Origin of the sequence: Aeribacillus sp. FSL K6-3256 (assembly GCF_037965805.1) — a bacterium.
GTDB classification, from domain to species: Bacteria; Bacillota; Bacilli; order Bacillales; family Aeribacillaceae; genus Aeribacillus; species Aeribacillus composti.
In genome coordinates, this window is sequence record NZ_CP150188.1 from 1,436,296 (window position 1) to 1,460,403 (window position 24,108).

A 24,108-nucleotide genomic window follows, 5' to 3' on the forward strand; every position below is an offset into this window, starting at 1 on the left:
GTGAAGACGGATGATTATTAAAGAAACACTTGGAAATATTTATGCAAAAGCAGTAAAGGAAAAACATGTGGAGCGCGTCTATTTAAGAAGCGATGATCTGCTCAAAAGAATTCAACGAGTGAAAACAGACCACGGGAACGAAATAGGGATTCGTTTAAAGGAGGAAAAGAAGCTGGCAGATGGTGACATTTTATATGAAGATGAAAACAATATGATCATTATTTCTGTCCTGCCTGAAGATGTCCTTGTCATTTGTCCGGCTACGCTGAAAGAGATGGGAGAAATTGCACATCAAATCGGCAACAGACATTTGCCGGCTCAGTTTGAAGGAAATGAAATGATCGTGCAATACGATCATCTTGTAGAACAACTTGCAAACGAGCTGAACATTCCATGTAAACGGGAGAAACGAAAAATAAAACAACCTTTTCGATATGTCGGACATCATCACCATGATTGATTGGCTGCCTTTATTGCAGATATGCGATTCAAACTTTCCTTCCGGAGCCTTCTCCCACTCGTTCGGATTCGAAACATATATTGTTGAGCAGAAAATAAAAGATGCAAGTACATTTAAAAGTTTTTTAAAAACGTACATTGACAAGCAGCTCGTCTATACGGACGGACTGGCTTGCCGGCTTGCATATCAATTTGAAAAAGAAGGGAAACAAGAGGAGCTTTGGAAGCTGGATGAGATTCTTTACGCCAGCTTAATGGCTAAAGAAACGAAAGAAGGGAACCGAAGAATTGGCGAGCAAATGCTGAAGCTTTGTTTAAATATTTACCCTCATCCAACACTGCAACAATATGCTCAAAAAATAAAAGCGAAGGAGCTTTACGGACATGCGGCTCTCGTTTTTGCCATTGTCGGGATAAAAATAGGAGCGGATGAAAAAACAACGCTTGTAACGTATTTGTATTCCACTATTCAAACGCTTGTACAAAACGGAGTCCGCGGCATTCCGATCGGTCAAAAAGAAGGGCAGCTGCTATTAAAAGATTTGCAGGAGGATGTGAGGAGAGCTGTTTTAAAAATTGGCAAACTATCGATCGACGATTTAGGTGCGCAATCACCTGGCCTTGAAATTGCACAAATGAGGCATGAGCAATTGCATGTAAGACTTTTTATGTCTTAACAGACTGTTTTCAGAGTTTCATTATTTTTACAAACTCTCTGCATGCTTGGCTGAAGCGAAAAGGCTGGAAAGCGTAAGAAGCGATCTGCTTCTTTTCAAAAAAAACTGCAAAGCTTGATCAAAAGATAAGGGGGGGAAGATTTGGGGCTAATCCCGAATCAGTCAAAATGGAACCTATACGAATCGGAATTGGAGGGCCAGTAGGAGCCGGCAAAACGCTGCTAGTGGAAAAATTGACTCGCTATTTGTCAAAGGAATTCAGTGTTGCTGTTGTCACTAATGATATTTATACAAAAGAGGATGCCTTATTTTTAATAAAAAACAGCGTTCTTCCGGAGGATCGGATTATCGGCGTCGAAACAGGCGGCTGTCCCCATACGGCCATTCGTGAGGATGCATCGATGAATTTTGCGGCAATTGATGAGTTAAAAGAAAGACACGAGGATTTAGATATGATTTTTGTTGAAAGCGGTGGAGATAACTTAGCGGCAACCTTCAGCCCGGAATTAGTCGATTTCTCCATTTATATCATTGATGTTGCCCAAGGGGAAAAAATCCCAAGAAAAGGGGGACAAGGGATGATTAAGTCTGATTTGTTTATCATCAATAAAATCGACCTCGCTCCTTATGTCGGTGCAAGTCTTGAAATCATGGAACAAGATACGAAAATGATGCGGGGGGAGCGACCGTTCTTTTTTACTAATTTAAAGGAAGAAATTGGTTTAGATAATGTGATCAATTGGATTAAACGAAATGCGCTGCTGGCAGGGTTGTAGAAATGGAAGGAATTTTGCAGATTCGCGCGGAGCAAAAAGGGGAGCGGACCGTAATTACGGATCACTTTTTTCAAGGAGCTTTGAAAATGACAAAGCCGGTCTATACGGAATCGTCGATACCGATCGTTTATGTGATTCATGTCGGCGGCGGATGTGTAGACGGGGATGAATACGCACAAGAAATTTCCTTAGGTGAAAAGGCAAGGCTTGCGGTGACGTCACAATCTTCAACGAAAATTTATAAAACACCGAAAAAACCTGTCAAGCAGAAATTCTTGTTTACATTGCAAAAAGACAGCGTGCTGGAATGTTTGTCAGATCCGTTGATCGTTTATGAACAGGCTCGCTTTGAGCAGGAAACCATCGTCCATATGGAAAAGGGTGCAGCCTTTTTGTACAAAGAAATTATTACGCCGGGCTGGTCTGAAACCGGGCAGCCGTTCTGTTTCGATGCAATTCGGCTAAAATTAAAAGTTTATAAGGAAAATCGATTGATTTTGTTCGATCATTTTTATCAACAAGGGGATCGGGGAATTGATCAATTATTGAATATGGAAGGCTATACACATTACGGTTCGTTCCTCGTTATTTCTGACGAAGTGGATGATAAATTAATGGAAAAGATTTCATGCCAGTTGCAGGGAGGACCGTTTGATGGACGGATCGGCATTTCAAGATTTTTGCCATCTGCCTTTATGATTAGAATTTTAGGAAACCATACCGATCACATTGAGGGGCTGTTTTTGGAAGTTCACCGATTGGCGAGAGCTTATCTATTAAAAGAACCTCCAATCCTATTACGAAAATATTAAAGAGATAAATAGAAGAGGTGAAAAATGTGTCAGTCAATTTTTTATCCGTGCTTTTTTTCGGATTGATTCTCGGGATGAAACATGCAACTGAACCGGATCATGTGATTGCTGTGTCCACAATTGCCAGCAGGACAAAAACTTTAAAGAAATCCAGTTTAACAGGAGTATATTGGGGAATTGGACACACCGCTACCCTTTTGTTGATCGGGATGATCGTGATCGGATTAAAAACAGCTATTCCGGAGAAGGTTTCATTGACATTGGAATTATTCGTCGGGATTATGTTAGTGATTTTAGGAATTTTAAGTCTTCGCGATGGCAGGCACAAACTGGCGCGAAACGATGAAACGGAATATACAAATATTAAATCATTGATCATCGGTTTTATTCACGGTTTGGCAGGAAGCGCGACAATGGTGCTGTTAACGATGACAACTGTTGAAAGCTATTTTCAAGCGTTTTTATACATCTGCATTTTCGGAGTCGGGACGATCGTCGGCATGTTTTGTTTTACAACCATTCTCGGTCTGCCGTTTATTCTCGGAAGCAAAGTGAAAAAATATGTTCCGTTCATTTGCTCGCTTGCCGGAGCAATTAGTATATTATACGGCACCTTTTATATTTATGAAATCGGCTTTAAAGACGGATTGTTTATATAAATCGATTAATTGCTTAAAACCTCGTTTGGATCACTCCATCCAAATGGGGTTTTTTCATGTGTATTGGGATTATTTACTAAATCATTAAAGTATTGTATTCTTTTAATAATCATCCACATTTTTTGTAGAAACTGGTTCGTAAATCAAATATATGTAAAGAGGCGAAAAATCGCCAACCTAAAAAATCCGCAAAACTGTGAGATAGAGGTGGTTAGATGAGCTCAGCCGTTCAATTTCAAATCCCCTTTCCCTATTTTGTCATGTCCCCCAACGAAGAAATCCTCTTTGGCAACGAAGTATTCAATGAATACGTCCGTACTTCTACTAAACATAAAAAAATACACGACATATTTCATATATGGGAAGAATTCAAACATGGAAAAGTTGTGCGAACGGAGGTGGAAGGGAAAAGCTGCATGTTTCTGAAAACGAAAATAGAAGAATCTCAACATTTCTTTTATATAGGGACTTTTTCCTTAGATTTAATTTCATTGCTTGATGAGTTAAAAGAGACCCATCGCCTTAACCGTGAATTAGACGCCATTATCGAAAACTCTTACGACGGCATTTATATTACGGATAAAGAAGGTGTTACGATTAAAACGAATTCGGCAATCGAACGAATTACTGGAATTCCAAAAGAATACTATATTGGGAAAAAGGTAGATTATCTCCAAAAGAGAGGGATTTTAAAAGACTCTGTAACTCATAAAGTTTTGAAAACAAAAAGAACGGTGTCAGTTGTCCAACTAAACTATTCAGGAAGAGAAACATTGTTAACAGGCAATCCGATTTTTAACGAAAACGGCGAAATTGAGGGAGTTGTCACAAATATTCGCGACTTGTCCGAATTAAATGAGCTCCAGAAAGCCTTAAAAAAAGCAAATGAATTAAATGAGACATATAAAAAAGAGATTGACCGATTAAAAAGAAACAAGGAAGATGAGCATGATGTCGTTGTCAATAGCCAGCAGATGAAATTCATTTACGACACTGCCAATCGAATTATCAATGTAGATGCAACCGTATTGATTTTAGGCGAAACGGGCGTTGGGAAGGATGTGTTGGCTCGGCATATTTATGACAATAGCGAAAGAAGGTTTAAAGGGGAATTTGTTAAGGTCAATTGCGGAGCCATTCCCCCTGAATTATTGGAATCTGAGCTTTTTGGATATGAAGGCGGCGCTTTTACCGGAGCGAATGCAAAGGGAAAACAAGGTTTGTTTGAGGCGGCTGACAAGGGCGTGCTGTTTTTAGACGAAGTGGGAGAATTGCCATTAAACTTGCAAGTCAAATTATTGCGCGTGATTCAAGAAAGAGAAGTACAAAGGTTGGGTGGTACGAAAACAAAAAAGGTAGACGTGAGAATTATTGCAGCAACAAATCGTGATTTGAAAGAAATGGTCAAAAAAGGGGAGTTTCGAGAAGATTTATTTTATCGTTTAAATGTCGTCCCGATTCACATCCCTCCTCTAAGAGAAAGAAAAGAGGACATTTTGCCATTAGTAGAAGTGTTTTTGCGAAATGTAAACAAAAAATATCGGAAGCAAAAGAAAATAGACCCTGAATTAAAAGACTTTTTTTACCATTACCATTGGCCGGGAAACATTCGCGAGCTGTCCAATTTGATTGAAAGAATTGTGCTCGTAAATCGGGATCAATTGTTAAAGGTTCATCATTTGCCGCCGGAATATCAAAATGAAAATACGTTCCATTCGAATATTCCATCTTTAAAGGAAGCGATGGAGCAAGCTGAAAAGAATATTTTAAGAATGGCTTGTAAAAAATATAAAACGACGTATGAAATAGCGGAAGCACTGCAAACGAGTCAGCCAACAGTGGTTCGAAAGCTGAGAAAATACAACTTAAATATAAATGGTCATGAAAACTAGCATGCAAAGATCATTTATACTCCTCTTAAACAATGCTGATAAAAATAAATTTACTCCAATCTTTTTCAAGAAAGGATTGGAGTTTTTTTGTGAATCAAAACTGATTTGATCGATTCATATTTGAATCAAATATTTTTCCGAGAAATAAAGACTTTTCTACAAAGTGATTTATTTATGAATTATTTTCCCCCGCTGCATTTCGGAAAAAAGCAATAAAACGATCATGTGTCATTGGCACGCTTATTGCTTATAAAAAAATGAAAACTTGTTGAGGAGGAAGCTGCATGCTTGAAACAACGATACAGGAAATCGACCAGATGAAGCAAATGGTGAAGCAGTTTGTGGACAATGAAGTGGAACCATATGCTCAACAAATAGAAGAAGAGGATCAAATTCCCCAACATATCATCGATCAAGCGAAAGAACTGGGCCTGTTCGGAATCAGTATTCCTGAGGAGTACGGCGGGATCGGTTTAAATACGCTTGGTAAAGCGATCGTTCTTGAGCAGCTTGGTCGTACGCATAACGGCTTTGTCAGCATGATAAGTGCACATACAGGAATCGGTAGCACAGGATTAGTGAAGCTCGGTTCTGATGAATTAAAAAGAAAATATTTACCAGCAATGGCGGCCGGAGAAAAAATAGCCTGTTTTGCCTTGTCCGAGCCTGGGGCTGGTTCGGATGCTACAAATATTTCAACAAGGGCGGAAAAGAAGGGAGATTACTGGGTTTTAAACGGAATCAAACATTTTATAACAAATGCCCCGATAGCTGATATTTTTACCATTTTTGCGGTAACGGATAAGGAGAAAGGAGCGAAAGGAGGGATTACAGCCTTTGTCGTTGAAAGGGATTTTCCTGGATTAATCATAGGGAAAAAAGATAAAAAAATGGGATTAAGAGGATCTCATACAGCACAAGTCATTTTGGAAAATTGCATAGTTCCAGAAGAAAACGTTATTGGCGAGGTTGGCAAAGGATATATATCAGCCTTAAAAATTTTGGCAGAAGGACGGATTGGGCTGGCGGCCAGGTCGGTCGGCTCGTGTGATAAGCTTATTGAGATGTCAGCTGCCTATGCAAAAGAAAGAATCCAGTTTGGGAAGCCGATTGCTCATTTTCAAGCGGTTCAATGGATGCTTGCGGATATGGCGACAGAAACAGAAGCGGCTCGAACGTTAACGTTAAAGGCCGCACAGATGGTGGACGAAGGGAAAAACGTGATGAAAGAAGCAGCAATGGCCAAACTATTTGCTTCTGAAGTCTTTAACCGTGTTGCAGATCGCGCTGTCCAAATTCATGGCGGGATGGGGTATGTATCGGAATATCCAGTTGAACGGTACTATCGGGATGCCAGAATTACAAAAATATATGAAGGAACCAATGAGATTCAAAGAATCATTATCGCAAGAAAAATTCTCGAAGAAGTTTAAGGAAAGGCAGTGAATGGCTTGTGCTAAATAAACTTTTTCATATTCGCGATCAAGTGGCCGTCGTTACCGGCGGCGGGACCGGGCTGGGAAAACATATGGCAGAGGCTTTAGCAGCATCAGGCTGTCATGTGGCGATTTGTTCCCGAAAGGTTGAAAATTGCAGGCAAACAGCTGAAAACATTCAAAAACAATACAATATTCACGCGAAAGGGTATCAATGCTTCGTTCAAAATGAAGAAAGCGTCCGGCAATTTATAACCGAGGTGATCAATGATTTTGGCAAAATCGATATTTTAATCAACAATAGCGGCACAACTTGGGGAGCCGATGTTGAAGACATGCCGCTTGAGGCTTGGCAAAAAGTGATCGATGTGAATATAACAGGTACTTTCCTCATGTCGAAAGAAGCAGGCAAGCATATGATTAAACAACAATATGGAAAAATTATCAATATTGGTTCTGTTGCCGGATTAAAAGCTGAATCTCCTGAAATTTTAAATGCGACCGGTTACAGCGTAAGCAAAGCAGCCATTCATCATTTTACAAAAGAGCTAGCCCGTAAGTGGGCAAAGCACAACATTCATGTTAATGCGATTGCTCCGGGATTTTTCCATACAAAAATGACAGATTATACCCTTCGCCAAAAAGGAGACGAAATAAAAAAACGTAACCCGTTAGGAAAAATCGGTGATACGGATTCATTAAAGGCTTTGGTGCTCTTTTTTGCAAGCCCTGCCAGCAATTATGTGACAGGCCAAATTGTCGCAATTGATGGAGGCAGTTCTCTGTAAGAACGGGGAACTGTTAGATGCTTTGGTTGAATCGGATTCAGGTGGGAAGCTTTTGGCAATTTTGTTTCGAGATAAGAGGAAAAGAAGTGCCTTCTAACGAATTAATTTTATGAAAATTCAGAAAAAATAACGGCATAGATGTGAACAGTTTTGAACGTTAAGGGTCATAAACTGAAAAGAAGCTATTTGTCTTCAATAAAAAGCGCAGGAGGTTGCAATTTTGGAATTGCTAGAAGGACGCCCGTGGAGCAAATGGTATAAAGATCAACCGTCAACATTCAATTTTCCAGAAGTATCTTTATACAATTTTTTGGAGCAAACTTCAAAGCGATTTGGCAAAAACATTGCCGTCATTTTTGAAAATGAAGAAATCACTTATAACGAGTTAAAATGCCGAGTCGATCAACTAGCTGCAGCATGGAACGAAATGGGGCTTCAAAAAGGGGAAAGAATCGGGTTAATGCTTGCCAACCATCCTCATTATATTATCTCATATTACGCAGCACTTGCATTAGGTTTAACCGTTGTGCAAATTAACCCTTTTTACACGGTTAGGGAGCTTTTGCAAATTATCGTTGATTCACAAATCTCATATATAGTGGTTGATGAAAACGCTTTAATAAAAATAAAAGAAGCAAAACACATATATCCTTTTAAAAAGATCTTCGTTTCTCAAAAAAACACGGAAGAAAAAGATCGGCAATTTATCGATTTGAAAGCCTTAATAGATTATTCTAAACAGCTTGAAAAATGTACGGATGTCCAAGCAAAAGAGGATGTGGCAGTGATTCAGTATACTGGTGGGACTACAGGGAAAATGAAAGGTGCGATGCTGACACATTATAATTTAACCTCCAATGTCATTCAAAGTTATTTGATGTATGGCGATAAAATGATTTTCGGAGAAGAAATCATTTTGACGGCAATCCCTTTGTATCATGTTTATGCGATGACATGTGCGATGAATTTAGGGATTTACATTGGTGCCAAAATACTGTTGTTCCAAAAGTTTGACGTTCAAGATATTCTTGAAAAAATACAGAAATATCGGCCAAGTCAATTTCCAGGCGTTCCGAAGATGTATAACGCATTTGTCAATCACCCTGACATCGATCAATATGATTTAAAAAAACTAAAAGTTTGCACTTCAGGTTCAGCACCTTTGCCGGTGGAGGTGTTAAGACGTTTTGAAAAGCTGACAGGAGCGGCAATTGGTGAAGGGTACGGCTTGTCCGAAGCTTCGCCGACCACCCACCGCAATCCGCCATTTGGAAAACGGGTAGTTGGAAGCATCGGCATTCCGTTGCCGGCTACAGATTGCAAAATTGTCGATGAAAATGATCATGAGCTAGGTCCGAAAATGATCGGGGAGCTCTTAATTAAAGGGCCGCAAGTGATGAAAGGGTACTGGAACAATGAGGCGGAAACCAAACAGGCTATTCAAAACGGATGGCTTTATACAGGGGATTTGGCCATGATGGATGATGAAGGATATTTCTATATTGTCGGCAGAAAGAAAGAAATGATCATCGTTGGCGGATTTAATGTATATCCGCAAGAAGTTGAAAGCGTTTTATATGAGCATCCAAATGTAAAAGAAGCAGCAGTTGTCGGGATTCCTCATCAAAACGAAGGGGAAATCGTGAAGGCGTATATTGTTCCGAAACATAATAGCGAAATGGACATTGAAGAATTAAAAGGATTTTGTTATGCCAAATTAGCAAGATATAAAGTGCCAAAAGAATTCGAGATTCGTGACAGCCTTCCGAGAAATTCGGTTGGAAAACTATTAAAAAGAATATTAGTAGAAGAGGAAAAATCACAGAAAAGAAATGTTTGAAGCTTTTTAAAAAACGATCAGCTGAAAAATTGGCAGCGGTCAGCACACTAAGTTCTAAAAAAAGACTGGAGTGATAAATATGAACATATGCGTTTTGATCAAACGAACGTTTGATACGGAAGAGAAAATTATATTGACTGATGGAATCATTCAGGAGGAAGGAGCAGAATTTATCATCAATCCATATGACGAGTACGCCATTGAAGAAGCCATTCAAATTCGCGATGAACAAGGCGGAGAAGTAACAGCTGTTATGGCTGGAAATGAAGACGGTGAAAAGGAATTGCGTACAGCTCTTGCAATGGGGGCAGATAAAGCAGTTCTCATTAAACTTGAGGAGGATGTTGAGGATGGAGACCAATGGACGACAGCAAAAGTTCTTTCAACCTATTTAGAAGGAAAGAACTATGACCTTATTTTAGCCGGTAATGTAGCGATTGACGGCGGAAGCGGCCAAGTAGGACCTCGCGTTGCCGAACTGCTTGGAATACCTTATGTAACAGCGATCACAAAGCTAGAAATTGACGGAAGAAAAGTAAAAATTGAGCGTGATGTCGAAGGGGATGTAGAAGTGATTGAAGCGTCGCTTCCTTTGCTGGTCACCGCTCAACAAGGATTGAATGAGCCCCGTTATCCATCTTTGCCAGGCATTATGAAAGCAAAGAGAAAGCCGCTGGAGCAATTAGAATTAGATGACTTGGATTTGGAAGAAGATGATGTCGAGCCAAAAACGAAAGTATTAGAAATCTTCTTACCTCCGAAAAAAGAGGCGGGCAAGATATTAAAAGGTGAATTAGAAGATCAGGCAAAAGAACTTGTTTCATTATTAAGAAGCGAAGCAAATATCATTTAATCACGACAAAGGGGAGATGAGGATGGCAAGAAAAGTAATCGTTTTAGGAGAGATCCGCGATAAAGCGCTGCGCAATGTTTCGTTTGAAGCAATTGCAGCTGCAAAAGTGTTAGCAAACGGAGGAGAGGTTGTTGGAATTTTAATAGGTGAAAAAGCAGCAAATCTTGCTTCAGACATGATAGCCTATGGAGCGGATCGGGTGGTAGTGGCGGAAAATGAAAAATTTAAGCATTATACTCCTGATGGGTATGCTCAAGCGCTTATGGCAGTGATTGAGGAGGAAAAACCAGAAGGAATTGTCTTCGGTCATACGTCACTAGGAAAAGATCTTTCACCGAAAATTGCCGCAAAATTAAACGCAGGGCTCGTCTCTGATGTAACAGCTATTGAGGCAGACGGTGACAATATCACCTTTATACGACCCATCTATTCGGGAAAAGCATTCGAAAAGAGAGTGGTAACAGAGGGGATTATGTTGGTTACTGTTCGACCAAACAATATAGCGCCATTGGAGAAAAATGAGGAAAGAACAGGTAAAGTTGCTTCCATATCGGTTGAAATAAAAGACTTGCGCACGATCGTAAAGGACGTCGTTCGAAAAGCTTCTGAAGGTGTTGATCTTTCAGAAGCAAAAGTAATTATCGCCGGAGGTCGTGGAGTGAAAAGTGCAGAAGGCTTTAAACCGCTCCAAGAGCTTGCGGAAGTATTGGGAGGAGCTGTCGGGGCATCCCGCGGAGCTTGTGACGCTGGATATTGCGATTATTCGATGCAGATCGGCCAAACTGGCAAAGTAGTTACACCTGATTTATATATTGCCTGCGGAATATCTGGAGCGATTCAACATTTAGCCGGCATGTCCAATTCAAAAGTGATTGTCGCCATTAATAAAGATCCGGAAGCAAACATATTTAAAGTGGCGGATTACGGAATTGTCGGTGACTTGTTTGACGTGGTCCCAATGTTGACAGAGGAATTTAAAAAGTTAAAGGTCCTTAGTTTCTAAACCGCATTAAAAATTTGGTTTTCCTGAAGATCGGAATTTCCATTCAAAAGTCTTGTGCTGTTTTTAGCAAAGCTGCCATGAAGAGAGAGAGGATTAGGGAAAATCTCTATATGCTAGATAGTTATTCGGAAAACGGGTGCGATTCGCAGCATGAAAGGAAAGCGTTTTTAAAACGTTGAAAGTTTTCCCTCAGGGAATGAATTTGTCTTGTCGGCACTTTTGATCAAACGGCTAACTTGTTTGCATGTATTGCAAGCATCTTGGGTGAACCGTTTCTATGACAGAGTGAAGCGGACAGAGATGGACGATTCGGCTTCATCCAACCGGTTTGCTCGAATAAACCATCAGTGAAGCAAGCTATAAATTGGGGACAAAAGAGGTGAAAAAATGGATTTTCAGCTGGATGAAGAAATCGAATTGTTAAAAAGAAATGTGCGAGATTTTGTTCAAGCAGAAGTCGAAGCAGTTGCGAAACAAATTGAAGAAGAAGATAAAATCCCCGAACATATTGTGGAAATGTCCAAGGAACTGGGCTTGTTTGGATTAAGCATCCCCGAAGAATACGGCGGGCTTGGAATCGGGATGGTGGGGAAATGTGCTTTATATGAAGAAATTGGCGCCACCCATAACGGTTTTACAACATTAATCGGAGCACACACTGGCATCGGCACAGTCGGAATTGTCGAAATGGGCAATGAAGAGCAAAAGAAAAAATACTTGCCAGCCATGGCGCGGGGGGAGAAAATAGGAGCATTTGCTTTGACGGAGCCAAGCGCTGGTTCCAATGCAACCAACTTAAAAACGACCGCGATCAAAAAAGGAGATAAATATATTTTGAATGGCACAAAGCATTATATAACAAACGCTACGGTAGCGGATGTTTTCACCGTCATGGCCGTAACAGACGCATCTAAAGGATCAAAGGGAATCACTTCCTTTATCGTAGAAAAGGACTTCCCCGGCTTTCGTGTTGGAGCAGTTGAAAAGAAAATGGGGTTGAAAGGCTCTCATTCTGCTGAAATTATTTTAGAAGATTGCGAGGTTCCAGCTGAAAATATTTTAGGGGAGGAAGGCCAAGGATATGTGAATGCATTAAAAATTTTAGCGAATGGCCGAGCCGGATTAGCAGCCAGAAATTTAGGATCTTGTCAAAAGCTTTTAGACTTATCCGTTCAATATGCAAAAGAACGCATTCAATTTGATGTTCCGATTATTGAACACCAGGCTGTTGCTCACATGCTTGCAGAAATGGCAATGGAAATTGAAGCATTGCGTTCATTTACCTACCGTGTTGCGTGGATGGTAGATCAAGGAATGAAAGTGATAAAAGAGGCAGCAATGTTAAAGCTATACGGGTCGGAAGTGTATAACCGTGTCGCAGATAAAGCTGTTCAAATTCATGGCGGTATCGGCTATATTTCAGATTATCCAATTGAAAGATTTTATCGAGATGCCCGGATTACGAGAATTTATGAAGGAACATCGGAAATTCAAAAAAACATCATTGCCCGCCAATTACAAAAGGAATACGGCCAATAACCATTATGGTCATGCTGTAAATGCAAGTGTTTCGAAACGGATAACAAAAGATTGCTGGAAAAATAATATAAAAAAATTTTAAAGCTGCTCTCCGGGGGAGGAACGTACATGGAGAACATAGTCATTGCCAGCGCTGTTCGAACAGCGATCGGCCGGTATGGCGGAGCATTAAAGGATATCAATTCCGGATTTTTGGCTAGTCATGTTATCAAAGAGGCAATAAAAAGAGCAAAAATCGGGCCAACCCAAGTAGATGAAGTGATTTTAGGCGAGGTAAGGCAAACGACGGAATCTTCAAATGTTGCCAGAGTCGCTGCATTGCGGGCAGGAATCCCTGAAACGGCAACCGCCTTTACTGTGAATCGTTTATGCGCCTCAGGAATGCAGGCAATCGCTTCAGCTGTACAGCAAATTTTAACAGGCCATGCGGAAATTGTCGTTGCCGGCGGCACGGAAAATATGTCAAGGGCGCCTTTCTATTTAAGAGGTGTTCGCTTTGGCGCGGGACAGCCGTATTTGGTAGATTCCAATACTGAGGCAGGTCAGCAGCCGAATGAAATCTATGGAGATCAGCTGGGAATGGGCATAACCGCAGAAAATGTTGCGGAAAAATATAATATTTCACGGAAAGAACAAGATTTATTTGCATTAGAAAGCCAAAAGCGCGCAGAGAGAGCCATCCAAGAAGGGAATTTTCAAGCTGAAATTGTTCCGATTGAAATCAACAGCAAGAAAAATTCGTTCATTTTTCATACAGATGAACATCCGCGCCCGAATACAACCTTGGAAAAATTGCAGCAATTAAAACCGGCCTTTCGGCATAACGGAACGGTGACAGCAGGTAATGCGTGCGGCAGAAATGACGGCGCGAGCGCATTGGTCATCATGAGCGAAGAAAAGGCAAAAAGGTTGAACATTCAGCCATTAGCCCGGATTGTAAATTGGGCGCAATCAGGCGTATCCCCGGAAATTATGGGGATCGGACCCGTTCCAGCGGTGCAAAAATTGCTGGAGCGAACAGGAAAAAAGATGGAAGATATCGATTTAATCGAACTGAATGAAGCGTTTGCTTCTCAGGCGCTTGCAGTCATTCGCGAACTAAACCTTGACTATGAAAAAGTAAATGTGAATGGTGGGGCGATCGCTCTCGGCCACCCTTTAGGTGCGACCGGAGCACGGATTGTCACGACATTGCTTTATGAAATGATGCGAAGAAATAACCGATATGGTATAGCAACTCTTTGTGTAGGCGGTGGACAGGGAATGGCCATGCTGATTGAAAATTTGATCGTTTAAAAATCAACCGCTTCAAAGCCCCTGATCAAAATCCGCTGCAAAGGGATATGCATTCTGGCCGGTAGTATAGGAGAATCAATAGTTCATCTTAATTGGAAAAGGATGGAGAGATTAACATGAACTTACGTCTATCTGAAGAACAAAAAATGGTTCAAAAAACGATAAAAAAATTTGTTGAAAAAGAGTTAATGCCTTTGGAAAATGAAGTGCTCAGAAATGAAAGGGAAGGAAAGCCCAGCCTTCCGCCTGGCAAGCTTGAAGAGCTTCAGCTGAAAGCGAAAGAAGCTGGTTTTTGGGGAATTAACACACCAGCCGAATACGGAGGAGCAGATTTAGGAAATGTTATGCTGGCGATCGTCTATATGGAGGTTGCGAAAACGTTTGTACCATTTAAATTTGGCGGTTCAGCAGATAATATTCTTTACTATGCAAATGAAGAGCAAAAGAAAAAATATTTAATACCGACGATCAATGGGGAGAAGAAGTCATGCTTTGCCATGACTGAGCCAAGTGCAGGGTCAGATACACGAAACATAAAGATGACTGCCGTAAAAGACGGCGATGAGTGGGTGCTGAACGGTGAAAAAACGTTCATCACTGGCGGAAACGAAGCAGACTTTGTCATGGTCATTGCCATTACAGATAAAGAAAAGCATAAAGAATCCAATGGCCGTGAAGGGGTTACATGCTTCATTGTTGATCGAGAAATGGGGTGGAGATCAGAGTATATTCATACGATGGGAGAATGGGGACCGGCCGGGCTGGTGTTTGAAAATGTTCGCGTCCCGGAAGAAAATATTTTAGGTGGATTGCATAAAGGCTATAGCCTTGGACTGGAATGGATCGGCTTTGCTAGATGGGTTGTCGGAGCAAGAGCAGTCGGCGCAGCTGAGCGTCTTTTGCAAATGGCGATCGACTACGCAAAAGAGCGCATTACTTTTGGAAAACCGATTGCCGAAAGACAGGCCATTCAATGGCAAATTGCTGATTCAGCTGTTGAAATCGAAGCGGCAAAATGGCTGGTATTAAATGCTGCCTATACTCTTGATCAAGGAGAGGATAATCGGCATTTAGCTTCGATGGCGAAGCTGTTTGGCGCAAATATGGGGAATCGAGTAGTGGATCGAGTTTTACAAATTCACGGCGGAATGGGATATACAAGAGAATTGCCAATTGAAAGATGGTACCGGGAAGCAAGGCTTTGGAGAATTTATGACGGTACAGATGAAATTCAACGTATGATCATTGCAAGAAACCTTTTAAAAGGACATGTAAAAATCGGTCAATTTATTTAACCATTCATGAAACGTCACTTTAATACAAATTTAACCGGAAATGACGAAATTTTTCGAAAATATGGTTAGGAGGAGCAGAAATGGCTGGTCGATTTGATGGGAGAGTTGCTTTTATAACAGGAGGAAGCCGTGGGATCGGCAAAAGTATTGTCGAGCTTTTCGCTGAGGAAGGAGCAAAAGTGGCATTTATTGATCTAAATGAGGAAGCGTTAAAGGCCACAGCAAATGAACTGAAAGAAAAGGGATTTGAGGTTTTTGCAAAAGCGGCGGATGTGACTGATCGAGAACAAGTGGAAGGTACGATGGAAGAGGTCGTGAATACATTCGGTTCGATAGATATTCTTGTCAACAATGCCGGTGTCATTCGAGATAATTTATTGTTCAAGATGACAGATTCTGATTGGGACACCGTGATGAATGTTCATTTAAAAGGTTCTTTTTACTGCGCACGGGCTGCTCAAAAATATATGGTTGAAAAAAAATACGGACGGATTGTTAATATTTCATCGACTTCCGCTCTCGGCAACCGCGGCCAAGCAAATTATGCAACAGCAAAAGCAGGGATCCAAGGATTTACCAAAACGCTTGCCATTGAGCTTGGCAAGTTTGGGATTACGGTAAATGCGGTTGCGCCTGGATTTATTGAAACTGATATGACGAAGGAAACAGCTAGAAGAATCGGCGTGCCGTTTGAGCAGTTTGTAAGCGCTAGAGCTGCCAATATACCTGTAGGCAGAAGCGGAAAGCCGTTTGATATTGCAAACGCGGTAGCATTTTTTGCAGATGAAAGATCGTCTTTTGTGAACGGGCAAGTGTTATATGTAACCGGGGGCCCGAAAAACTAGAAATCGACGGGGGTGGTTCCAAATGTTTGAACAGCATATCGGAAAGTGTTCTAACAAGGTAAAAAATATCGTTGAAAGTGGTGCTGTAAAGAAATTTGCCGAAGCTATCGGAGATCCTCACCCGATTTTCATCGATGAAGAAACAGGAAAAAAATCACGCTATCAACGCAATATTGCACCGCCGACATTTCCGAGAGTATTTGATTTTGGGGTAATTGCCGGATTGAATCTGCCGAAAAAAGGGCTAATTCATGGTGAGCAGGTGTTTCATTATGTACGGCCGTTAATAGTAGGAGAAGAAATTTTTTGTTGGTTAAAAGTGGAGGATTATGTAGAGAAAACGGGAAAGAGCGGTAAAATGGGATTTTTAGTCCTCAAAGGCTTTGGAGAAGATCCAACCGGTGAAATAATTTTTACTTCTAAACAAACGATTATTATTACGGAAGCGGTTCGAAAGGAGATGATCGTTTGAACAGCCTGTCTGATTTACAAGAGGGGAAGTCATTACAAGTCATTCAGCTCAAACCTGTTTCAAGATTAGATTTAATTAAATACGCTGGAGCTTCAGGCGATTATAACCCGATTCATACAATAGATGAAGAAGCAAGAAAAGCTGGTTTGCCGGGCATTATAGCACATGGCATGTGGACAATGGGGAATCTGGCAAAACTTTTTACCCCTTATTATCATGAAGGGTTTGTGAAGGATTATTCTGTAAGATTTATAGGGAAAGTGTTTCTAAATGATGTGATCACGTTGAAAGCGACATTAAAAGAAAAATTCGACCAACAATACCGTTTTGATGTGGCGGCCGTAAATCAACATGACAGCGAAGTCGTAAAAGGAGAGGTCATCTTTTCGAAATATTAAGGAGAAAGTTTGAGGGGGCCCTACATTACTGTCAAAAAGTTCACTATTGTTGGGTCAGCAGACCAAAACGCATTAATGTAAGTTTTCGCTTGTTCTAAAGTGCAGTACGTAAACTTCTAATGTATGAGGAAAAAGCTGCCGTAATACGTTTTTACAATCTAAGCTGGCCGACATAGATTCAAGTTTTTTCAAAAGCTTTAAACTGCAAGGTGAAAGAAAGCATATAAAGGAGGCGCGAGATTAGTGAAGAGAGATGCCGTGATTGTTTCGGCGGTACGTACAGCAATAGGAAAACAAGGCAGTGCACTAGCTTCTGTTCCGGCACACGTGCTTGGAGCTGAAGTGATAAAAGAAGCGGTAAGACGGGCTAATATTCGACCAGATATGATTGATGATGTGATTTTTGGAAATGTATTAAGCGGCGGCGGGAATATTGCCAGGCTGACTGCACTGCAAACAGGTTTATCGATTAAAATTCCCGGCGTAACCGTTGATCGGCAATGCGGTTCTGGCATTAATGCGGTAAACCTTGCCTCGCAGGCAATCCGGGCTGGAGACGGGGATGTGTATATTGCCGGCGGAACCGAAAGCATGAGTCGAGCGCCATATTTAATGGACCGGCCGGAAAAACCATATAGTCCGAAGCCTCCAAGCTTTCGGAAGTCCCAATTGTCACCAAAGGAAATTGGTGATCCGCCAATGGGAATTACTGCAGAAAATCTTGCGAAAAAGTATGGGATCAGTCGTGAAGAACAGGATGCATTCGCTTTTAAGAGCCAGCAAAAAATGGCCGCCGCCATGAAGGAGGGGCGGTTTGACGAGCAAATTGTTCCGATAGCCATCCCTGTCAAAAAAGGAGAGCCGATCGTTTTTCAAACGGATGAGCATCCCCGTCCTCAAACGACGATGGAGGCTTTGTCAAAGCTGCCGCCGGCTTTTTTAGAAGGCGGAACAGTTACGGCTGGAAACAGCTCTGGTTTAAATGATGCCGCTTCAGCATTAGTTGTTATGTCAAGGGAAAAGGCAGAGGAATTAAGTTTAACCCCGTTGGCAGCCATTCGCGAGTATGCTGTAGCTGGAGTAGATCCAAATATTATGGGGATTGGACCCGTTCCAGCAACAAAAAAGGTGCTGAAAAAAGCAGGACTGACTTTGGACGATATCGATCTCATTGAAATAAATGAGGCGTTTGCCGCTCAAGTCATCGCATGCGACAGGGAGTTAAATATAAACCCTGAAAAATTAAATGTAAACGGCGGAGCGATTGCTCACGGCCATCCGCTTGGTGCAACGGGCGCGATCTTAATCACAAAAGCTGTCTATGAACTGCAGCGAACAGGAGGAAGGTATGCTTTAATAACAGCTTGCATCGGCGGGGGACAGGGAATTGCAACGATTATCGAACGGGAATAACAAAAGTAAAAACTGCCTCTCTTCGCCTCTTAATAGAAAAATGAAAAAATTTTCAAGGCAATAATCAAAACAAGTATTCAAGAAACGGTTCATTTGATAGGTGTGGCAATGAGATTATTTTGTTAACAAAGAAGAATTGTTAAAAATATTTGCATCAGTTCCATTGAAAATCTATTGAAACTAAAGAAGAAATTGAGGTGCACCGTAAATTTGCCTGAAATCGCCTATAGGCATATTACAACAATTTCCTAAAAAACATGCGTCGTTTAGCTTCCACAGCATTGAAAGAAAGGGGAAACGAGGTCAAACATTGATTGAAATCGGAATGCAAAGAGGATTAAAAAGCATTTTCCGCAGTGGGAATTTGCAATTTCATGGGTGACAATTGATTTTATTCTGAAGGGGAAAGCTTCGGAGGAAAACTTGCAAAATTTTATTTTAAAAGTGTTAAATGGGCAGATGTTAGATATTTAAAAAGATTTCCCCTTTCTTTTTGCCAATAATCAATAGAGTTTTTTTTAGATAAAATATTAATCATTGTTTTTTAAATTCTTATGCTTTCTTGAATATATTTCATGAAGGAGTGGTCCGTTTGCTGACACTTCATCACAAATTTTGGCCTAAACTTCCGAAATCGTTAACGGTTCCGGAAACTTCTATTTACGAAAATGTAGAAATAACAGCAAGACGCTATCCTGATCATGAAGCTATCTATTATTACGGCCGTTCGATCACGTATCGCCAACTGGATGAAGAAGTAAATCGAATAGCTGGTTTTTTACAGCAAAAATTCAATGTATTAAAAGGAGAACGAGTTTTATTGTTTATGCAAAACTCCCCGCAATTTATCATTGCCTACTATGCAATCATAAGAGCAAATGCAGTTGTAGTTCCCATTAACCCTATGCTGACAACAAAGGAGCTGGAGTTTTATATTCGAGATGCTGAAATAAAAACTGCCATTATCGGTCAGGAATTAAATGAAAAGGTTGAACCGCTGCTCCACAACACATCTCTTACGAAGCTTCTCATCGCAGCATACTCGGATTATGTTGGAGTTGGGTTTGATGGCAAGCTGCCAAAAGAAGTGAAAATGCCTCCAATTCGTTTTAACAGTTATAACCAGTTTCTATGGATGGATGCCATTCAGGCGAATGATATTCCAGGCGAACATTTTGCCTTGCCTGAAGATTTAGCAGTTATTCCATATACATCCGGTACTACTGGTGTGCCAAAAGGTTGTATGCATACGAACAAGACCGTCCAAGCCAACATTGTTGGAGGATATTATTGGGCTCGGGCAACAGCAAATACGGTTCATCTTGCAACTTTGCCAATGTTTCATGTAACAGGCATGATCATGGGCATGCATTTACCAATTTTTGCAGGAAGCCGGATCGTGATCATGACGAGATGGGATCGAGAAGCAGCAGTTGAGCTGATCAAAAGCCAAAAATGCACTCATTGGGTTACGATCAGCACGATGCTTGTTGATTTCCTTTCCAATCCTAGCCTAAAAGCGGAAGATTTGATTTCCTTAACTTCTATTTCAGGAGGAGGAGCGGCTTTTCCTGAAGCGCTGGGAGAGAAGCTGTATAAAATGACCGGACTATATTTTATCGAAGGATACGGTCTTTCTGAAACCATTGCGCAAACTCACTTGAATCCTTCTGACAGACCAAAATGGCAATGTCTCGGCATCCCGACTTTTGATGTGGATGCTCGCATTATTGATCCGGAAACACTGCAAGAACTAGGAGTTGGCGAAGTAGGAGAAATTATCGTTCATGGTCCGCAAGTGATGGTCGGCTATTATAACAGAGAAGAAGAAAATCGCAAAGCCTTTATCGAATTGGATGGAAAAACATTTTTTCGAACAGGGGATTTAGGACGTTATGATGATGATGGATATTTCTTCATCGTCGATCGAGTCAAACGAATGATTAATATATCTGGATTTAAAGTATGGCCGTCTGAAATAGAGTCGTACCTTTATAAACATCCAGCTGTTAAGCAAGCATGTGTAATCGGAATTCCCGATCCGAAAAGAGGAGAAACTGTTAAAGCCTTTATCGTTTTAGAGGAAGGTTATGAAGGAAAAATAAGTGTCGACGATATGATTGAATGGTCAAAAAAGCATATGGCTGCTTACAAGTATCCTCGCTATGTTGAATTTAGAAAAGAGTTGCCTGTCACAGGCAGCGGCAAAATTTTATGGCGCCAGCTTCAAGAGGAAGAAAAGAAAAAAACGGCGGGTAACTAATTTGTCGCAATTTGTTGTAAGCAATGTTTTCATTCTGCGAAAGGGGGAGAATGATGGAGATTTTTGCGCAGCAGATCTTTAATGGACTAACAGTTGGAAGCGTTTACAGTTTGGTTGCTTTAGGATTAACGCTTGTATACGGCATTTTGCATATCCCTAACTTTGCCCACGGAGCCCTTTATATGATGGGGGGATATATAACATTAACCATGATGACGAAATTTGGGCTGTATTATTGGATTGCCATCATGATTTCCATGGTAATAGTCGGGCTGATGGGAGTGCTGATGGAGCGGTTTATTTTTTATCCGTTAAGAGATGCTCCGCCGATACAGGATAAAATAGCCGCAATCGGAATTCTCCTGTTTCTTGAGGCGTTTGCCCAATTTGTTTGGGGGGCTGACTATCAAACAATGCCGACCCCATATGGTCAGGTGGTCTCCGTAATGGGGTTAACGTTCACCATGCAAAGGCTTCTTATTATTATCTCTACCGTTGTCGTGATGATATTACTGTTTTTATTCCTGAAAAAAACGTTCATTGGATCTGCTATTATTGCGATGTCCCAAAACCGAGAGGGTGCTCATTTAGTCGGCATCAATACAAACAAAATGGCAATGCTTACTTTTATGATTTCCGGAGCGCTTGCTGCGATTGCAGCTTCTTTGTCATCCCCTATCAATCTTGTCTTTCCGGGGATGGGTCATCTTGTGATCTTAAAAGCGTTCGTCATTATTATTATTGGAGGGATGGGGAGCATCCCGGGAGCGATTATTGGCGGATACATTTTAGGGTTTGCTGAAAGCTTAGGGGCAACATATATATCGAACGATTATAAAGATATTTTTGCTTTTATTCTCCTCGTTCTCATCTTAACATTTAAGCCGACCGGATTATTCGCAAAGGGGGGACATTCATGACAGCTCGTTTCAAACAAAAAGCTGTTGTATTGAGCATTGTCCTCCTTGCCCTTTTGCTTCCGTTCATCATTCAAAATGATTATTTTTTCCATATCATGACGCTGTCATTTATTTGGATGATCGGAGTGTACGGCTTAAATTTAATAGCTGGCTATACGGGATATTTGTCTTTGGCGCACGCAGGCTTTTTTGCTATCGGAGCTTACTCGCTGGGGATATTAACGGTAAAATTCGAGATTCATTATTGGCTGGCCTTTTTTCTTGCATGTGCGATCACATGCATCATTGGGTTGGTCATCGGCCTCGTTGCCTTACAAACAAAAGAACACTTTTTTGCCATTTATACGCTATGTGTTGGCTATATAATTTATCTCGTGATTGATAAATGGGAAAGTTTAACAGGCGGAGTGAGAGGTCTGATTGGGATTCCTGTTCCGCCTGATCTTGGCCCTATCTCGTTCCGTTCACCCGTCAGTCAATATTATTTTAACTTATTTTTCCTGCTTGCTGCTATTTTCATGATGTACCGGATTGTTCATTCGCTGACAGGAAGAACGTTGATCGCCATTCGAAACAGTGAAGAGCTGGCCCAGACGATCGGAATATCCGCAATGAAAAATAAATTGGTTTCCTTTGTCCTTTCAACTTTTTTTGCTGCATTGTCGGGAATTTTGTATGCATCCTTTATTCGTTTTATCGGTCCAGATATAAGTTATATAACGATGACATTTGATTTTTTAATCTTTCTTCTTGTCGGAGGAATTGGAACTCTTTCCGGTCCGATTGTTGGAACGCTGTTAATTGTTTGGATTTCTCAGCAGCTCCAATTTCTTCAAGATTATAGAATGCTTATTTTTGGCCCTTTATTAACCTTGTTAATTATTTTCTATCCGAAAGGCATTGTCGGTGGAATTTTCAGTTGGAAAATGAAAATGCAAGAAAAAAAGAAGCGTCTTTCAATGTCTGCTAAGTCAGCCACACAAAGAGCGGAGGAGGGATAACATTGTTTTTGGAAACCCGCCAGCTAACGAAACAATTTGGTGGTCTTGTAGCTGTAGATCATGTGAATTTTTCGGTTGAAAAAGGAAAAATCAATGCAATCATTGGTCCTAACGGCGCAGGCAAATCGACTTTCTTCAACTTGATCAGCGGTTTTTATCCGCCGAGCTCAGGACAAGTGATGTTTAAAGGGCAGGACATTACTCGTCTTCCTCCCAACAAAATTGCCAAGCTTGGAATTGCCCGTACGTTTCAAACAACCCATCTTTTTGAACAGGCAAATGTATTGGATAACGTTTTGATCGGGTTTCGTTTGCGAACAAAATCCAATCTGATTGATGCGTTATTTCTTACAAAGCGGTTAAAGAGGGAGGAGGAACAATCGAAGGAAAAAGCGTTCGAAGTTTTAAAGTTTGTCGGATTAACCAATATGGAAAATAAGATCGTCGCCAACATTTCGCAGGAAGAGAAAAAAAGAGTGGCGATCGCACTTGCACTTGCAACAGAGCCGGAAATCATTTTTCTAGATGAGCCTGCTGCCGGCATCAATCCGGAAGAAACGGAGGGGCTGGCAAACTTAATCGAAAAAATCGTTCAACATAACATTACCGTTTGTTTAATCGAACACAAAATGAAAATGGTGATGAATTTGGCTCATAAAATAATGGTTCTGAATCATGGGAAAAAAATTGCAGAAGGAACACCTGAAGAAATACAAAATAATGAAACAGTCATTAAGGCTTATCTTGGAGGGAGTGCCATTGCTTAAACTAAAGGGTGTTTCCGTTCAGTACGGAGCATATAAGGCTGTTAGAAATGTCGACATCGAAGTGGGCAAAGGTGAGATTGTAGTTTTATTGGGTTCTAATGGTGCCGGCAAAAGCACAGTTTTCAAAACGATCGGGGGCTTACACAAGTGTACAGAAGGAGAAATTATGTTTGAAGGAAAGAGAATTGATCAAAGCTCCCCGGCTCAGATTGTCAAAACAGGCATTGTTCAATGTGCGGAAGGCCGCAAATTATTTCCAAGAATGACCGTATACGAAAATCTTATGATGGGCGCGTTTATTCACCGCAAACAAAAAAAAGAGATTGAAAACACATTACACGAAGTTTATGAGTTGTTTCCGATTTTAAAAGAAAAACGAAACGATTTGGCAGGTTCTTTAAGCGGCGGACAGCAGCAAATGTTAGCGATTGGAAGAGCGTTAATGTCAAAACCGAAGCTTTTGCTCCTTGATGAACCGTCAATCGGGCTCGCACCGATCATCGTTGCCCAAATGTTTGAAGTGATCAAACAGATTAATAAGACCGAAACGACGATTTTACTTGCTGAGCAAAATGCTAATGCAGCGCTTCATATTGCGCATAAAGGCTATGTACTTGAAAATGGCTCCATTGTCGTCGAAGGTTCATCAGAGGAATTGTTTGCTGATGACAACGTAAGGAAGGCATATCTCGGTGCATAAATCA

The 24,108-nt window shown here is 40.9% G+C and carries 23 protein-coding genes; all 23 read left to right on the top strand.

Annotation, left to right across the window (positions count from 1 at the left end):
• Window positions 1–10: 10 nt before the first annotated feature.
• The 23 genes from ureE to NSQ84_RS07100 all read left to right on the top strand — a co-directional run bounded on the left by ureE (window position 11) and on the right by NSQ84_RS07100 (window position 24,104).
• Window positions 11–460, top strand: a complete 450-nt coding sequence (ureE, locus tag NSQ84_RS06990; RefSeq protein WP_063386864.1) for an urease accessory protein UreE — start codon at window positions 11–13, stop codon at window positions 458–460.
• A complete protein-coding gene (locus tag NSQ84_RS06995) occupies window positions 453–1,136 on the top strand; it encodes an urease accessory protein UreF (RefSeq protein WP_311067168.1) in 684 nt (227 codons plus the stop codon). Before ureE ends, NSQ84_RS06995 begins: the two co-directional genes overlap by 8 nt.
• 167 nt (window positions 1,137–1,303) lie before the next feature.
• Window positions 1,304–1,912: an urease accessory protein UreG gene (gene ureG / locus NSQ84_RS07000; protein WP_063386865.1), complete on the top strand. Its 609-nt coding sequence runs from the start codon at window positions 1,304–1,306 to the stop codon at window positions 1,910–1,912.
• Window positions 1,913–1,914: 2 nt separating this feature from the next.
• On the top strand, window positions 1,915–2,724 hold the full coding sequence (locus NSQ84_RS07005) for an urease accessory protein UreD (protein ID WP_066248729.1): 810 nt from the start codon (window positions 1,915–1,917) through the stop codon (window positions 2,722–2,724).
• A 26-nt stretch (window positions 2,725–2,750) separates the two neighbouring features.
• Window positions 2,751–3,383 carry an urease accessory protein UreH gene (locus tag NSQ84_RS07010; RefSeq protein ID WP_311067169.1) on the top strand — a complete coding sequence of 211 codons (633 nt, stop codon included), beginning with the start codon at window positions 2,751–2,753 and terminating at the stop codon, window positions 3,381–3,383.
• 215 nt (window positions 3,384–3,598) lie between these two features.
• Entirely contained in the window at window positions 3,599–5,275 is a 1,677-nt protein-coding gene (locus NSQ84_RS07015) for a sigma 54-interacting transcriptional regulator (protein WP_063386867.1), read from the top strand.
• Between the two features lie 284 nt (window positions 5,276–5,559).
• Window positions 5,560–6,708, top strand: coding sequence for an acyl-CoA dehydrogenase family protein (locus NSQ84_RS07020; protein WP_063386868.1), 1,149 nt, complete (start codon window positions 5,560–5,562; stop codon window positions 6,706–6,708).
• Between the two features lie 20 nt (window positions 6,709–6,728).
• A complete protein-coding gene (locus NSQ84_RS07025; RefSeq protein WP_066248722.1) occupies window positions 6,729–7,499 on the top strand; it encodes a glucose 1-dehydrogenase in 771 nt (256 codons plus the stop codon).
• A gap of 220 nt (window positions 7,500–7,719) precedes the next feature.
• Window positions 7,720–9,339: a long-chain fatty acid--CoA ligase gene (locus NSQ84_RS07030; protein ID WP_311067170.1), complete on the top strand. Its 1,620-nt coding sequence runs from the start codon at window positions 7,720–7,722 to the stop codon at window positions 9,337–9,339.
• Between the two features lie 79 nt (window positions 9,340–9,418).
• A complete protein-coding gene (locus NSQ84_RS07035; RefSeq protein WP_311067171.1) occupies window positions 9,419–10,192 on the top strand; it encodes an electron transfer flavoprotein subunit beta/FixA family protein in 774 nt (257 codons plus the stop codon).
• A 22-nt stretch (window positions 10,193–10,214) separates the two neighbouring features.
• A complete protein-coding gene (locus NSQ84_RS07040) occupies window positions 10,215–11,195 on the top strand; it encodes an electron transfer flavoprotein subunit alpha/FixB family protein (RefSeq protein WP_311067172.1) in 981 nt (326 codons plus the stop codon).
• A 387-nt stretch (window positions 11,196–11,582) separates the two neighbouring features.
• Window positions 11,583–12,734 (top strand): acyl-CoA dehydrogenase family protein, encoded by a 1,152-nt coding sequence (locus NSQ84_RS07045; protein WP_311067173.1) that lies wholly within the window; start codon window positions 11,583–11,585, stop codon window positions 12,732–12,734.
• A 108-nt stretch (window positions 12,735–12,842) separates the two neighbouring features.
• Window positions 12,843–14,030, top strand: coding sequence for a thiolase family protein (locus NSQ84_RS07050; protein WP_066248708.1), 1,188 nt, complete (start codon window positions 12,843–12,845; stop codon window positions 14,028–14,030).
• 116 nt (window positions 14,031–14,146) lie between these two features.
• Window positions 14,147–15,325, top strand: a complete 1,179-nt coding sequence (locus NSQ84_RS07055; protein ID WP_144598324.1) for an acyl-CoA dehydrogenase family protein — start codon at window positions 14,147–14,149, stop codon at window positions 15,323–15,325.
• Between the two features lie 80 nt (window positions 15,326–15,405).
• Window positions 15,406–16,170 (top strand): beta-ketoacyl-ACP reductase, encoded by a 765-nt coding sequence (locus NSQ84_RS07060; RefSeq protein ID WP_130158406.1) that lies wholly within the window; start codon window positions 15,406–15,408, stop codon window positions 16,168–16,170.
• Window positions 16,171–16,192: 22 nt separating this feature from the next.
• Window positions 16,193–16,642 (top strand): MaoC family dehydratase N-terminal domain-containing protein, encoded by a 450-nt coding sequence (locus NSQ84_RS07065; RefSeq protein ID WP_311067174.1) that lies wholly within the window; start codon window positions 16,193–16,195, stop codon window positions 16,640–16,642.
• Window positions 16,639–17,040 (top strand): MaoC/PaaZ C-terminal domain-containing protein, encoded by a 402-nt coding sequence (locus NSQ84_RS07070; protein ID WP_130158402.1) that lies wholly within the window; start codon window positions 16,639–16,641, stop codon window positions 17,038–17,040. The genes NSQ84_RS07065 and NSQ84_RS07070 overlap by 4 nt, the downstream gene beginning before the upstream one ends.
• A gap of 243 nt (window positions 17,041–17,283) precedes the next feature.
• Window positions 17,284–18,453 carry a thiolase family protein gene (locus NSQ84_RS07075; protein WP_063386879.1) on the top strand — a complete coding sequence of 390 codons (1,170 nt, stop codon included), beginning with the start codon at window positions 17,284–17,286 and terminating at the stop codon, window positions 18,451–18,453.
• A gap of 592 nt (window positions 18,454–19,045) precedes the next feature.
• Window positions 19,046–20,716, top strand: a complete 1,671-nt coding sequence (locus NSQ84_RS07080; protein WP_311067175.1) for a long-chain fatty acid--CoA ligase — start codon at window positions 19,046–19,048, stop codon at window positions 20,714–20,716.
• Between the two features lie 53 nt (window positions 20,717–20,769).
• Window positions 20,770–21,636: a branched-chain amino acid ABC transporter permease gene (locus tag NSQ84_RS07085; protein ID WP_063386881.1), complete on the top strand. Its 867-nt coding sequence runs from the start codon at window positions 20,770–20,772 to the stop codon at window positions 21,634–21,636.
• Entirely contained in the window at window positions 21,633–22,637 is a 1,005-nt protein-coding gene (locus tag NSQ84_RS07090; protein ID WP_130158398.1) for a branched-chain amino acid ABC transporter permease, read from the top strand. The genes NSQ84_RS07085 and NSQ84_RS07090 overlap by 4 nt, the downstream gene beginning before the upstream one ends.
• A gap of 2 nt (window positions 22,638–22,639) precedes the next feature.
• Window positions 22,640–23,404: an ABC transporter ATP-binding protein gene (locus tag NSQ84_RS07095; RefSeq protein WP_063386883.1), complete on the top strand. Its 765-nt coding sequence runs from the start codon at window positions 22,640–22,642 to the stop codon at window positions 23,402–23,404.
• Window positions 23,397–24,104 carry an ABC transporter ATP-binding protein gene (locus NSQ84_RS07100; RefSeq protein ID WP_063386884.1) on the top strand — a complete coding sequence of 236 codons (708 nt, stop codon included), beginning with the start codon at window positions 23,397–23,399 and terminating at the stop codon, window positions 24,102–24,104. Before NSQ84_RS07095 ends, NSQ84_RS07100 begins: the two co-directional genes overlap by 8 nt.
• Window positions 24,105–24,108 lie beyond the last annotated feature (4 nt).